The organism is Methylomonas rivi, assembly GCF_024505165.1.
GTDB classification, from domain to species: Bacteria; Pseudomonadota; Gammaproteobacteria; order Methylococcales; family Methylomonadaceae; genus Methylomonas; species Methylomonas rivi.
Genome location: NZ_JANIBK010000004.1, coordinates 19,015 through 32,421, shown reverse-complemented (window position 1 = coordinate 32,421; position 13,407 = coordinate 19,015). Strand labels below are relative to the sequence as shown.

Here is a 13,407-nt window from a genome sequence, read left to right as displayed (position 1 = left end):
CGGTTCCGGTTTTTTGGCTTGTCGGCACAGCACTGGCCGATAGCGTTTTTGGGTTAGCGTAACTTAGCCTGATAAATCATCCAACAATGCCGATATTTGCGGCAACCCTTTTTTATATTCTGAACGCTTGCCGCGCCCGGCAAGCGCTGGTCTCACGAGCGAGACGTTTTGAAACAGGCGAATGCCGCCAATAGGCCCACCACGAAAAAAGCGGTACCGACCAGCGTGAAGCGCAGGTTGGAAACGTCTATAGGTAAATCGTCGGTGGCGTAAAGCATGAAAATGACCGCTACCGCCCCCCAGCCGAAAAACCGCAAGACGCCGGACAGGAACTGCTTGACCGGCGTTTCCGTCGCGGCGGCCGGCATGTCCATGCGGTAGGCGACATAGCCGCTGATAAGCGCCGGCAGAATTCCCCAGCGCAGGTGTTGGATAAAGCTGTCCAGAAATTCGAACTGCGGCCTATGGTAAAAAGTCAGCTCCAACACTACTGTCGCCGTCGTGGTGCTGACCGCGCCCCCCAGGAGCATCATGGCCATGTAAAAACCGTAATTACGCTCGGACTGTTCGTGCTGCTGTCCGAACGTGAGCGCCCGGACCACAAACACCAACACTATCGGCAACACATACATCGGTATGGCATACGCAATCCAGCGCAATGTGGTGTAGCTGAAATGCGGTAGCGGTTTGTCCGGAAACAGGATGCTGTTATGCAGCGACACCGATATTTCCCGGCCCAGCATGACGCCGATGCTGGTGACAGCGGTAAAAATCAGCACATATTTGTAGGTATGTTGCAGGCGGGACTCATTCACCTTGCCGCCAAGCTGTTTAACCGTCGCCCACATGTCGTCTTCGCTGGGGCTGCCGAAGACGATAAGCGAAGCCAGCAGGCGGCACAGCAGGCCGGTAAGATTGTCCAAGTCCTTGATTAACAGCACCGTCTTGGTGTAGTGCGGTTCCGCATCCTTCCAAATGGCGACTTTTTCCGACATTGAGTTATAGCTGATACAGATTTCCCCCCATTTTAGCGACGGCTCGTTGAAAAAGCGCCGATAAGACGACTGGTCGGCATAGTGCTGTATGCGGTCGAAGAGCAGGCAGTTATGAGCCCATTTATATTCGACCGTGGCGCCGGATTTGTCGAAATCGCCCGAGTCTATGCTCTGCACCAATAAACGGTCGGCGATTTGAGCCTTGATCCGATCGTCCACCGCCGATAACCTCGACGCCATCAGCGCGTTATAAACCTGCGCGGCCTTGGTCGGAATGGCGAAGGCGTCATGAATACTGTCCCTGAGAATCAGCAGAGGGTTGAAGCGGTTTTCCCAGTCGATAAAAAACAGAAACAAACCCGCAACGATCAGCGGAATCAAGGTGCCGCCGTCCAGCCCTTCCAGCAGATCCAGCCATTCGCCGGAACGTAGGTTGCTGACGATCAGGGTAAACAAGGGTTCCAGGGACAGCCACTGCCACGTCAGTAGCCAATAAATCGAAGCCATCAATGCGCAATACAGCGCGATACCTGTCCAGTAAGTGCTTCTGCGGCTGAAATACTGCGGCAGCGTCGGCGCATCGCCCAGCTGTATTCGGCGTTTTTGGAAGGAACGGTAGGCGAAGAACAGGGTCGCCGCCGTTCCCAGACACTGTACGGTACTATAAATTACGAATTCGGCTGTCATCGTAGCGTATTGGATTTTGTTGTTTAAGAGGTTTTGGTAATCGGAAAGGTTTCGTGGCCCTATTATAGATGGGTCGGCGTTTTGTTTATCGAGTAAGTTTCATCGATACGCCGCGGATCGAGAGGCTTAAGTGGCGTCAAAATCTAATCTTGCTGTTCCGACGTATGCATTGTACGTATTTTCTCCAGTGTTTGCGGCCGCCAGTGCGCAACGCCCCAAGCCAATTGTTCGGCAACCGGCGCCTTGCGCAAGCATAAGGGTGGGTTTTGCCGTAACAGTTGCAATAGCAGAAACAAGGTATAGGCCGGCCGCGTGTCGTCTACCGGCGCGGCCAGGGTTTGCTTGCTGAGTTTGTTGCCCAGGGGATCGACGAGCACTGGCAGGTGCATGTAGGCGGGTTCAGGATAGCCCAACAAGGTTTGCAAATAGCGCTGTCTGGTTGTCGAATCGAGCAGATCCGCACCGCGTACCACGTGACTGACCCGCTGCCGGAAGTCGTCTATGACCACCGCAAATTGATAGGCCACAATACCGTCCTTACGGCGCACGATGAAATCGCCGTGTTCGAGGGCCGGATTTTCATCGATCCAGCCCTGCAGGGCGTCATGAAAGCGTATCGACACATCCGACACTCGCAGGCGCCAAGCCGACGAACCATCGAGAGGGAAGCCGGCCTCTCGGCAGCGGCCCGGATAAACCGGTATGCCGGCCAAATCCTTGCGGCTGCAACGGCAAGCGTATATCCATTGCTGTTGCCGTAATTGTTCGAAGGCTAGCGCGTAGCTTTCCTGTTGCCGGCTTTGATAATACACGCTGCCGTCCCAGTGCAACTCAAACCGGCTAAGGCAGCGTAAAATGGCGTCGCTGGCGCCCGGCGCATTGCGAGGCGTATCCAAATCGTCGATACGCAACAGCCAGAGACCGCGATGCCGGCGGGCATCGAGATAGCTGGCCAGGGCGGTATAGAGCGAGCCTAAATGCAGCGGGCCGGTAGGCGAGGGCGCAAACCGGCCGATATAGGGTGGGGAATGTTGCGGCAGGGTTAACCCATTTGTTTTTCGCGAATTTCATCCAGGGTTTTACAGTCGATGCACAATGTCGCGGTCGGGCGCGCTTCCAGACGGCGGATGCCGATTTCGACGCCGCAGGTTTCGCAGTAGCCGTAATCGCCGGCTTCGATGTTTTTCAGCGACTCCTCGATTTTCTTGATCAGCTTGCGTTCGCGGTCGCGGGTGCGCAGCTCCAGACTAAACTCGGATTCCTGGGTGGCTCTGTCGTTAGGATCGGGAAAATTGGCCGCATCGTCCTGCATGTGATGTACAGTGCGATCCACTTCTTCCATCAACTCGGATTTCCATTTGTTCAGGATATTGGTGAAATGCTGTAACTGGGCCTCGTTCATGTATTCTTCACCTTCAGACTCTTGGTAAGGTTTGAAAGTGAATTCTGACGTGGAACTATTCATCCATTGACTCCTGGCTATCTTTTAAAAAAATCGGGGCTTTTTATCAGAATGAGCAGGGGCAAGCAAGAAGTTTGTTATCATGCCCGCGCATTAGCCCATTGGTAAGCCCATTATGAAACAGCAAGTCGCGGACAGAATGCAGGGTATTTCTGCTTTTTATGTCATGGAATTATTACAACACGCCAAACAATTGGAGCGCGAAGGCAGGGATATTATTCACATGGAAATCGGCGAGCCGGATTTTCCAACCCCGCAAGGTGTGATAGCCGCCGGCCGTGCCTTACTGAAAACAGGTGATGTTAAATATACGGCGGCGGCCGGATTGCCCGAATTGCGCGGCAGTATAGCCGAGCATTATCGCCGGCAATACGGCGTTCAACTCGATCCTGGCCGGGTCTTTGTCACGCCTGGCGCTTCGGGCGCCTTTTTACTGGCATTCGGGATTAGTTTGAATCCCGGCGAACAAGTGATGATGGCCGACCCGTGTTATCCCTGTAACGATAACTTTGTGCGCCTGTTTAACGGCCAGACCCATTTTGTCGATGTCGACGCAGGTAGCGAATACCAACTTACGGCCGATCTGATTGCCAAAAACTGGCGGCCGAACAGTAAAGGCGTCTTGGTGGCGTCGCCATCCAATCCGACCGGCACCCTGTTGAGCGGTGAAGACTTAAAGCGCGCCATAGATCAGGTGCATGAACTGGGCGGCTGTTTCTATTCCGATGAAATTTACCACGGCTTGGTTTACGATCAACCCGCCATGAGTGCATTGGCTTACAGCGATGATGCCTTTGTGATCAATAGTTTTTCCAAGTTTTTCGGCATGACCGGCTGGCGGGTCGGCTGGCTGGTGGTGCCGGAGGATTTTGTCGAGGCGGCGGAAAAGTTGGCGCAGAATATTTTCATCTCCACGCCCACCCATTCGCAGTACGCGGCGTTGGCCTCGTTTACCGAAGAAAATTTGGCCGAACTGGAGCGGCGGCGCCTGGAATTTAAAGCCCGGCGCGATTTTTTATATGACAGTTTGTTGAAACTAGGCTTCAAAATTGCCTGCAAGCCCGAAGGCGCATTTTATATTTACGCCGATTGCAGCGCTTTCACGGACAACAGTTTCGGCTTTGCCCGCGATTTATTGGAACAGGAAGGCGTGGCGGTAACGCCGGGCCGGGATTTCGGACAATATTTGGCGGATAAACATATCCGTTTTGCATATACCGCATCTATGGATAGAATGGCCGCCGCTTTAACCAGATTGGAACGATTTATATGCCGATAACACAATGTACCGCTCAACAGTTACAGGAACGCCTGCAACGAGGCGACAAGCTCCTGCTTCTTGATGTACGCGAAGCGCATGAATATGCTTTCGCCCATGTCGACGGCAGCATACACATTCCGTTAAACCGAATCCCGGAAAGGATACAGGAACTGAATAACGAACAAGACATTGTGGCGATATGCCATCATGGCATGCGCAGCCAGCAAGCTTGTTTGTTTTTGGAGCAATACGGTTTTGACCGGCTATACAACCTGAAGGGCGGTATAGATGCCTGGTCCGTAAGCTGCGATCCCACTGTCCCACGTTATTAAAAAAATAATAATCATGTTTCTGAAAGAATTTTACGATACCCACGACAGCAGCATTCGTATCGCCGCCCAGCAGGCCAGTATGTTTGCCAAGGAAATTGCTCACGATTTCAATCCCTTGCACGATGTGGACGCCAAGCGTTTTTGCGTCCCGGGCGACTTGTTGTTTTCCCTGGTGCTGGAAAAATACGGCCTTAGCGAGCAAATGCACTTTATTTTTTCCGGCATGGTGGGCGACGGCGTTTTACTGAATTTCCCGGACAGCGATGCCGAGCATATCGAAGTTACGGACAATCAAGGCAAAACCTACCTACAGATTGAGCGTTCCGGTAACGTCAGCCACGACCACGCCATGATCGAAACCTTGATAAGGGATTATGTGGCGTTTTCCGGGCAAAATTTTCCCTATGTCTTGGTCCCATTGCTGGAAAAAGAAAATGTCATGTTTAATATCGACCGCCCTTTGGTTATCTACGAAAGTATGACCTTAAAGATGCGGAAGCTGGATGTATTGAATCCCACGCTCGAGATGCTGGAGCCGAAAATGGAAGTCAACGGCAAGCGTGCCACGGCTTATCTGTATTTTCAAATCAAGTCCGGTGACGAGATTGTCGGGTCGGGCTTTAAAAAACTGGCCGTCAGCGGTTTGCGCGCTTACGAGGCCTTGCCGATGCAGGCCTTTGTGGACGATTATCTGGCGCGAAAAAACGGTTATTTGGCCGAGCTGGTGGACAGATAACCTGTCCGCATCGATCGCGATGCGTTTTTAATGTTAGTTTCTTAGCCGGATATATAGCCTGCGATTGGGCGGCAATTGTTACGTCTTGCGCCGTAGTATCTGCCGCGCGTTTACGAGCCGAAAACGCGCGGCATTGGATTCGGTTTCCAACTAGCTAAACGGCCCAATAATAACCGTAAAGGTTTTCAAAGTTGCGCTATTATTAGCAATTGCTTTTCTTCCGTACGTCATCCGATTTTATCCAGGCATGCTAATCAATAGCAAAAAACCCAAACAGCGCAGACATATTCGATACGCGACAGAACTGCAAGCTGTACTCAAAGCGGGCGAAGCGGGGCGTTTCGATTGCCTGATTCTGGATTTTTGCTCGCACGGCTTGTTTTTGCGGCTTGCCGCCAATATCGATATTGCCTTGCCCACACAACTCAAAATCCAGTTCAACGTTCCCGCCGAACGGGGCGGGCAATCGTTCGAAATCGATGCGCAATTGATGCATAGCTCCCCTAACGGTGTCGGGGTTATGGTCGATAACATGCCGCTTGCGGCCTTTAATGCGCTAAAGACACAGGCAACTCAAGCTATAAGCAACACCTCGGATGCGGAGAGCGGCGACAGGCCGTTGATGTATGAAAACTTTAAACTGTTTTTGAAACAAAGCCTGGTTGAGTCTTTAGCTAAATTAGCGACTCACTTTTTTGAAGAAATCGGCAATAACCTGGAAAAGGCCAATACGCATTCAGATTACTTTTCCAGCCGTTCCGAATTAGACGATTTAGTGACGACTTTAAAATTAAATATCGGGATCTGTACCAGCGAATTTTGCCATTCCGTTATCGACCAGGTCGATTGGATTAGCGAACATAATCAAAAAAAAGAAGACATTACGCATTTCGACAGACCTCTTTCATTGGTCGAAAAAGAGGATTTTGAAGATTGGTTGAATATGTCGGCAATCATAAGAAAGCTGAGCAATCATTTCGAAGAGCCGATTAACCAAGTGACCCGCGAGTTGAGTAGAATATTGGGGCGTTCCAAAACGACTATCAACAACCCGATTTGTCCGGCGGTACTTTGCGATTGCTTCAGGGAAATTATTCTACACTTCAAACTGGACAATAAAACCAACAAAGTGCTTTACATTTGTTTCGGTAAAACGTTGTTCGAATTATTGCCCGATTTCTACCGGCAAACTGTTGCTGTTTTAGAGGCTCGAAAATCGGCCGAGAAAAAGACTATTGATGCGGCAGTCGAATATCGGCGGGATTCGATTGCGGCCGCCCCCGGTAGCCAAGACGTTTTACACGGCGCGCAAAAACCCCCATTCTCGCGGGATAGCGGCGCGGCGGAAAGCGGGCAAAACCATGCCGCCCCTTCATTAACGCATATTGCCGGAAAATTGCTTGATATTTTAAAGGAAGCCGATTTACCGAATGCCGGGTTTTCCAAGTCCGAGTCGCAAGATAATGCAGGACTGATCGATAGGCCGGTTGATTATTTTGACGAAAATGAAATTACGGCGGCTATTTCTCAATTACAGAACGACGCCGCGGCCAAATTCATCCGCCAAGATTATGCGCAACTGCAAGAGCGTCTGCAAGAAACCTTAAAAAACCTTACCGATAAACCCAAGGTATTTTCTCATCGCGATGGCAGCCTTTTGGACGTGTACGGAAATTTTTTTAATACTTTATTCAAAGATCCTAATATTTCCACAGCGTTACAGCCTTATTTGGAAACTATATTTCTGCCCTTAATCGGTTTGCCGTTACAAGGTAACGAGTTTTTAGAAGCCGATTCCCATCCCGCCAAAACCATACTTAATCAACTCGCTGTTCTGGATCAGGCCATGCAAGGCAACAGAACCGCCAAAAAAGACAGTATCAAACAATTTTTACATCATATTACCGCCCGGATTGCCAGGGAAGTGCCGGCCAATCCGAATGTATTATTAGAAATCGAAAATGAGTTAAATAGTTTCACAAAGCAGATCACCAAAACCATTGACGCCAGAATTAAACATGTCGTCGATATTCATGAAGGGCAGCAAAAACTGGCAATGGCGCGCCAGGCGATTCAAGAAGAAATCGACAAACGCATCGGGGGACGGGCGATACCGACGGTAATTCCAATGCTGCTGGATGCCGGCTGGCAACATTTGCTGGTTTTTACCGAGCTGAATAAAGAAAAATTAAACGATAGAAAATCGGCATATTTGAATGTTATCGATGACCTGATGTTTTGGCTTTATGAGCAAGATTCGGTTCTGAAAATTCAAACCAGCAGTATTCAAACAACCATTACCTTTATTGAAGACCAACTGAGCTCAACCGGCACACCTGTTTTTGAACGCAGGCAAGTGATTGAAGAATTGACCGCATTGTTGTTAGGCGTTGGCAATCCTAGGGTTAGAAAAACCATTCAAACCATTAAAATTGCCGAACAAAAACCGGATGTCATCCAGTTGTCGGACGAAACCGATGAGTATTGGACGTTATTGATAGATCAGTTGGCCGTCGGCGAATGGTTAAAAATAAAGCAGGACTCCGGTTTGTTTTTGGCTATGAAATTAATATGGGTCGGGGGTATTCCTCTTGTTTATGTATTTGTGGATACCGAGGGCTTAAAAAGCCTTCAGTTTAATAAAAAAGAGTTAGTAGCGCTTTTTCGCCATGGCTGCGCGGAAATATCGGACAATTTGGATACGCCTTTAACGGAAAGAACCACCAATTCCATGCTACAGGATATGCATGACAAATTTGTCTTTAATGCTACACATGATCCGGAGACAAATCTGATAACGCGCGATGAGTTTATTAAGCAATTAAAAAATGAACTTCCAAAGCTCGGCGATACTCAGCACATGCTTTGCCACATCGAGGTGTTGGATTTTCGTGTAATTAAAAATATTTGCGGTCTCTCCGGCGGTACGCAAATGTTAAAATCCGTCACTCAACTAATGTCGGACCAGCTTAGGTCGTCCGACTTAATGGCTAGACTGGGCGACAGCTCTTTTGCGGTTTTATATAAAAATTGTTTGACTGATGAAGCTTTTGATTTGTCGAATCAGTTAATAAAATCAGTTAGTAATTCGCATTTTAAATGGCAGGAAAAAAGCTTTCCGATCACGCTAAGCATGGGATTAGCCGCATTTGAAAATAACTGCATCGATATTTATCAATTGCTGCAACAAGCCGATGCCGCGAGTTTGTCCGCCGAACATTCCGGCAGCAATAATGTGCTGCTGTTTGCGGGCGATAACGAGAGTTTACAATATCAAAATAAATTGCTTGAGTGGATAGGACGAATCGATACCGTTTTTTCCGAGGATAGATTATTTGCCCGTTGCCAGATGATTGCTCCGATTGAGCCGAGTCAGGATAGCCATGTACATTATGAAATTTTACTTGGCATAAGAGATGAGGATGGCAAAATTATTCCGCCTGACCATTTCATACCGGCTGTCGAACGTTGTAAAAGGATGCATGAAATCGATAAATGGGTAATTTCCACCGTGTTCGACTGGATTGAAAAAAGCAGGCATAGCTTTGACAATATGGACGGATTTTCCATTAACCTGTCGGGCGAATCTCTAAATAGTGAAGAGTTTTTACAGTTTCTCCAAGCGATTTTAAAGGTTTCCGATTTCCCGCTTGAGAAATTAGTGTTCGAAATAACCGAGACGGTTGCATCCGAAAACTTGGCATTTACCAAAAAGTTTATCAAAACCATTAAAGCGTTCGGATGCAAGTTTTCCTTGGACGATTTCGGTTCTGGCTACTCTTCTTATGCTTATTTAAAGAATTTGAATGTCGATTATCTGAAAATCGATGGCGCATTTGTAAAAGACCTCGCCGATAATAAAGCCGATTTAGCCATCGTTAAATCCATGAACGAGATCGCCCATTCATTAAATTTAAAGACGATTGCGGAATATGTCGAATCGGCTGAAATAAAAGATATTCTTAGGGAAGTCGGGGTCGATTACGGGCAAGGGTATTTTATTCATAAACCCATGCCGTTAGCTGAATTGATCGTTCAGCCAAGGGCGGATCCCGAGTTATTCTATTTTGAGGACAATTCGTTTTGGGAAATTTGACGGCCGAATTGCCGTTGTGAAAGCGTTTTATTTTTTAACGCATCGGCAAGACTGACATGCCTTGTTTCAGCCTGGGTTCCATACCTCGAAGGGTTCCACGGTTACCATGTCCCCGGCGGACACGCCGCTGGAATCGCTATCCAGGACGATAAAACAATTCGCCAAGCTGGCGGCCTTAAGCTGATGAGAGTCCTGTTGCTCGGCGGGTTTGACAGTGAATTCGCCGGGCGCGGTTTGCCTGAAAACCCCGCGTTGATACTCCTGACGGCCGGGGGACTTGCGGAGTGCCGTTTCGCAACATGCCTTGAGTTGCAAAGGCGTTGCGCATGGGGCACCGGCCAGTTGTCGAAGCGCGGGCTCGACAAATTGCCGGTAGGTAACCAGTACGGCTATCGGATTGCCGGGCAAGCCGAAAAACCAGCAATTTTTGACGCGGCCGAACGCCAGAGGTTTACCGGGTTTAATCGCCAATTTCCAAAAATTGACCTGCCCGCATTTTTGCAGGGTTCGGTTAACGAAATCGGCATCGCCGACCGATGCGCCGCCGCTGGAAATCAAGACATCAAAAGTTTCCGCGGCCGACACTAAGGTTTGTTCCAGCAAGTCCGGATCGTCCTTGATGACGCCCAAATCCGTAATCGAGTGATTGGGATCGTCCAATAGTCCGGCCAGCATGTAACGATTGCTATCGTATATTTGTCCGGACTCCAGGGGTTGCCCCAAGCCGGTTAATTCGTCGCCGGTAGAGAAAAATCCAATTTTCACCCGGTTTTTTACCTTTACCGCGGCAATGCCTGCCGCGGCCAGCAGCCCTAGGTCTCTGGCGGTTAATTTTTGGGTAGAGGCGATCAGCGTTTCGCCCCGCCGCGCGTCGCTGCCGGCCGCTCTGATGTTTTTATAGGGTTTGGTGTCGTTAGGCAGGCGGACGCCGGCTCCGGTGCCGGTAACCTGTTCTTGAGCAATGACGCTGTCGGCAAAATCGGGCACCACGGCCCCGGTAAAGATCCGCACGCATTGATTTTTTTCGATGGGGCCGGAATACGGCTTTCCAGCCCAGGATGTACCCGCGACATGCAAGGTAAATTCTTGGTTTTTAGCAATGTCCGCGCTGGCAAACGCATAGCCGTCCATCGCCGCATTACGTTGGGGCGGAATGTCGATAGGGGAGCAAACGGTATCGGCCAATACACGCCCCAAGGCACCCAGGAGCGGAACGCGCTCCTGCCCGTCAACGGGACGCACGGCGAGGCGGATATTTTGCCGGGCTTGCTCCACGGACAGCAACTCGGCGGTGTGGGGATAACAGATATCAGTCATTTTGGGCGTTGAAAAAATAATGCAAAATAAAATCGGCGATGGCCAAGGGGTTGTTCAAATCCAGGCAGGGCAGGCCCGCCGGCGTGTCCATGGGCTGGTCGCTGGCAATGGCGATAATATCCGTATCGGCGGGATAAAGCAGCGCCTTGCCCAGGCTGGGACGGTGTAATTCGATTTTGGCGAAACGGTCATGGCGAAAGCCCTCGACCAGAATCAGATCCAGTCCCGCCGTCGGGAATGCGGCGAGTTGCTCCTGCAGGCCCGCGTCCCGGTGCGGATAAAATTCGGTAATCAATGCGCGGCGGTATGGCGACACGATCATCACGGGGCTAGCGCCGGCGGAACGCAACCGGTAGCTGTCCTTACCGGGATAATCGATTTCGAAATCGTGATGGCTGTGTTTTATCACCCCGACGTTTAAACCGCGTTGCTTCAGTAACGGGATCAACCGCGTTAGCAGGCTGGTTTTACCCGTACCGCTAAAAGCGGCAAAACCTAGAATGGTTGGATGAGTCATCGACATGCCGAGTGAAAGTGAATGTACCGGTATTCTAGGGTATTATGAGTTTGGTTTTGCAGGTGGATTTGGAGTAAAGGTGATACGCATCTTATTGCTGTTGGTACCGGTGATAGCGATTTATTTGGCCATTCGCTGGTTTCAAAAAACACCTGCCGAAGAAGCGGGTAGGCGGATTAAAAAAACCGGTTGGATAATCGCTATTCTACTGCTTTTGGTGCTGGCGGGCAGCGGAAAACTGAATGTATTGTTCGCCGCGTTGGGTGTGGCGATTGCGTTCATGGTTCGATTAATGCCGGTTATTTTGCAATACGCGCCGCAATTGCACCGGTTATGGCAAAACTTGAATCACGGCAACGCGCAAGAAAGTCGGCAATATAAACGCAGGCCGGCCCGCGGAGGCATCAGCAAGGCCGAGGCGCTGGAAATATTGGGGCTAAGGCCCGGCGCCAGCCAAAAGGACATAATTGAGGCGCATCGCAAATTAATTTCCAAGCTGCATCCCGACCGCGGCGGTTCGGATTATTTGGCGGCCCAAATAAATTTGGCGAAAAAAATCTTGTTGGCGAATGGTGAATAAAGCTGTGAGTCAATTCACATTTTCTTAATTAAAACAATTGTTTATATATTTTTGTTGTGTTTTTACAACGGAAAATGCACTTTTTTTGTGCATTAAAATTTGTAAAATATGTGAACAAAATCAATTGATAACAAAATTGTTTTAAAGTTATACTGGCACTCGGTAATGAATAGCGGTATGCTAAATTCCGATTTAGATGGCCCGTATGTTGTTGAAATGACACAAGCCGGAAAAATTTTTACCGTGCTTATCATCAGCAAGGTTTAGGGTAACCGGCTTGATTCGGACCAAGCTCTTGCGGTTGCGCTAAAGGGTCGTAGCAATTCAAGAATGTCGAAAGAAGGACGATTTAACCAAAAATAATGGCAATCCGGCGTGTTTTTAGCAGTATGAATGCCGACTAAACTTAAGCCTCAAACCTGGAGATGAGTCATGATGGAAGAAGCGATTGATATAAGCAAAGACTTGGAAATGGAGATTCCCGACATCATATCTTTTGATGATATCGACGACGACAATCCTGACTTGGATGCTCCGGAACAATTGAAATTTACCGATACGGATATCGGCGAGGCGCATAATGAAAGCAACTTCGACGCCACTCGCGCCTATCTGAACGAGCTCAGTAAATCTCAACTTCTTACCGCGGACGAAGAAAAAATCCACGGCAAGCGCGCACTGGCGGGCGATCCCGATGCCCGCAAAATCATGATAGAAAGCAATTTGCGCTTAGTGGTTAAAATTTCCCGCCGTTATCTCAATAGAGGATTACCCTTACTGGATTTGATAGAAGAGGGCAATCTGGGCTTGATCCGGGCGGTGGAAAAATTCGATCCCGAACGCGGCTTTCGCTTTTCAACCTATGCCACTTGGTGGATCAGGCAAACCATCGAGCGGGCCATCATGAACCAAACCCGCACCATTCGCCTGCCGATACACATCGTCAAGGAAATGAATGTTTATCTGAAGGCCCAGCGCAATTTGGCCCAACAGCTGGACCATGAACCCACTGCGGACGACATTGCCAGACATCTGGACAAGCCGGTCAAAACCGTCAACAAGATGTTGAAACTTAACGAACGCGTGACTTCGGTCGACGTCTCCTACGGCAAGGAATTCGACAAACCCTTGCTGGAAACCATCACCGAAGAAGAAAGCCGTTCGCCGGCTGAAATTCTGCAAGATAATCTGATTCAAACCAATGTCACGCAATGGGTTTATCAACTTGCCGATAAACAACGCGAAGTCATTTGCCGCCGTTACGGCTTGTGCGGCTTCGAGAGCGCTACCTTGGAACAAGTGGCCATGGAACTGGGCGTTACCCGCGAACGGGTCAGACAGATTCAAATGGATGGTCTGAAACGCTTGAAAGAAATTCTGGAAGATACGGGGTATTCGTTCGAATCGATTTTCAATTAACGTTT

The 13,407-nt window shown here is 49.4% G+C and carries 11 protein-coding genes and 1 pseudogene; 7 read left to right on the top strand and 5 right to left on the bottom strand.

What is annotated here, in order from left to right; all coding sequences use genetic code 11:
• Positions 1-152: 152 nt before the first annotated feature.
• The 3 genes from NP596_RS01610 to dksA form a co-directional block, all read right to left on the bottom strand.
• Complete coding sequence (locus NP596_RS01610; RefSeq protein ID WP_256613454.1) at positions 153-1,682, bottom strand: hypothetical protein; 1,530 nt, start codon at positions 1,680-1,682, stop codon at positions 153-155.
• Positions 1,683-1,825: 143 nt separating this feature from the next.
• Entirely contained in the window at positions 1,826-2,698 is an 873-nt protein-coding gene (gluQRS, locus tag NP596_RS01605) for a tRNA glutamyl-Q(34) synthetase GluQRS (RefSeq protein ID WP_371927880.1), read from the bottom strand.
• Positions 2,699-2,724: 26 nt separating this feature from the next.
• Positions 2,725-3,147, bottom strand: a complete 423-nt coding sequence (dksA, locus tag NP596_RS01600; RefSeq protein ID WP_256613453.1) for an RNA polymerase-binding protein DksA — start codon at positions 3,145-3,147, stop codon at positions 2,725-2,727.
• A gap of 112 nt (positions 3,148-3,259) precedes the next feature.
• Between dksA and NP596_RS01595 the strand changes: the two genes are divergently transcribed.
• The 5 genes and pseudogenes from NP596_RS01595 to NP596_RS01575 all read left to right on the top strand — a co-directional run bounded on the left by NP596_RS01595 (position 3,260) and on the right by NP596_RS01575 (position 9,569).
• Positions 3,260-4,423, top strand: a complete 1,164-nt coding sequence (locus NP596_RS01595) for a pyridoxal phosphate-dependent aminotransferase (protein WP_256613452.1) — start codon at positions 3,260-3,262, stop codon at positions 4,421-4,423.
• Positions 4,414-4,737: a rhodanese-like domain-containing protein gene (locus tag NP596_RS01590; RefSeq protein ID WP_256613451.1), complete on the top strand. Its 324-nt coding sequence runs from the start codon at positions 4,414-4,416 to the stop codon at positions 4,735-4,737. Before NP596_RS01595 ends, NP596_RS01590 begins: the two co-directional genes overlap by 10 nt.
• A 13-nt stretch (positions 4,738-4,750) precedes the next feature.
• Positions 4,751-5,473 (top strand): DUF3581 domain-containing protein, encoded by a 723-nt coding sequence (locus tag NP596_RS01585; RefSeq protein ID WP_256613450.1) that lies wholly within the window; start codon positions 4,751-4,753, stop codon positions 5,471-5,473.
• A gap of 247 nt (positions 5,474-5,720) precedes the next feature.
• Positions 5,721-5,975: pseudogene (locus NP596_RS21960) on the top strand (PilZ domain-containing protein); the annotation flags it as partial.
• Positions 5,976-5,993: 18 nt separating this feature from the next.
• Positions 5,994-9,569 (top strand): DUF1631 family protein, encoded by a 3,576-nt coding sequence (locus NP596_RS01575; RefSeq protein ID WP_256613448.1) that lies wholly within the window; start codon positions 5,994-5,996, stop codon positions 9,567-9,569.
• Positions 9,570-9,635: 66 nt separating this feature from the next.
• On the opposite strand, the gene moeA is transcribed toward NP596_RS01575, so the two are convergent.
• Entirely contained in the window at positions 9,636-10,886 is a 1,251-nt protein-coding gene (gene moeA, locus NP596_RS01570) for a molybdopterin molybdotransferase MoeA (RefSeq protein ID WP_256613447.1), read from the bottom strand.
• Positions 10,879-11,403: a molybdopterin-guanine dinucleotide biosynthesis protein B gene (mobB, locus tag NP596_RS01565; RefSeq protein WP_256613446.1), complete on the bottom strand. Its 525-nt coding sequence runs from the start codon at positions 11,401-11,403 to the stop codon at positions 10,879-10,881. Before mobB ends, moeA begins: the two co-directional genes overlap by 8 nt.
• A 79-nt stretch (positions 11,404-11,482) precedes the next feature.
• Here mobB and NP596_RS01560 point away from each other — a divergent pair, with 79 nt between their 5' ends.
• Positions 11,483-11,983 carry a DnaJ domain-containing protein gene (locus NP596_RS01560; protein WP_256613445.1) on the top strand — a complete coding sequence of 167 codons (501 nt, stop codon included), beginning with the start codon at positions 11,483-11,485 and terminating at the stop codon, positions 11,981-11,983.
• Positions 11,984-12,415: 432 nt separating this feature from the next.
• On the top strand, positions 12,416-13,402 hold the full coding sequence (gene rpoS / locus NP596_RS01555; RefSeq protein ID WP_256613444.1) for an RNA polymerase sigma factor RpoS: 987 nt from the start codon (positions 12,416-12,418) through the stop codon (positions 13,400-13,402).
• The last annotated feature ends 5 nt before the right edge of the window (positions 13,403-13,407 follow it).

Coding starts and splice junctions, on each gene's coding strand:
- NP596_RS01585 (WP_256613450.1), top strand. CDS start 4,751: ATGTTTCTGAAAGAATTTTACGATACCCACGACAGCAGCATTCGTATC.
- NP596_RS01610 (WP_256613454.1), bottom strand. CDS start 1,682: ATGACAGCCGAATTCGTAATTTATAGTACCGTACAGTGTCTGGGAACG.
- NP596_RS01595 (WP_256613452.1), top strand. CDS start 3,260: ATGAAACAGCAAGTCGCGGACAGAATGCAGGGTATTTCTGCTTTTTAT.
- moeA (WP_256613447.1), bottom strand. CDS start 10,886: ATGACTGATATCTGTTATCCCCACACCGCCGAGTTGCTGTCCGTGGAG.
- NP596_RS01575 (WP_256613448.1), top strand. CDS start 5,994: ATGGTCGATAACATGCCGCTTGCGGCCTTTAATGCGCTAAAGACACAG.
- NP596_RS01590 (WP_256613451.1), top strand. CDS start 4,414: ATGCCGATAACACAATGTACCGCTCAACAGTTACAGGAACGCCTGCAA.
- dksA (WP_256613453.1), bottom strand. CDS start 3,147: ATGAATAGTTCCACGTCAGAATTCACTTTCAAACCTTACCAAGAGTCT.
- rpoS (WP_256613444.1), top strand. CDS start 12,416: ATGATGGAAGAAGCGATTGATATAAGCAAAGACTTGGAAATGGAGATT.
- mobB (WP_256613446.1), bottom strand. CDS start 11,403: ATGACTCATCCAACCATTCTAGGTTTTGCCGCTTTTAGCGGTACGGGT.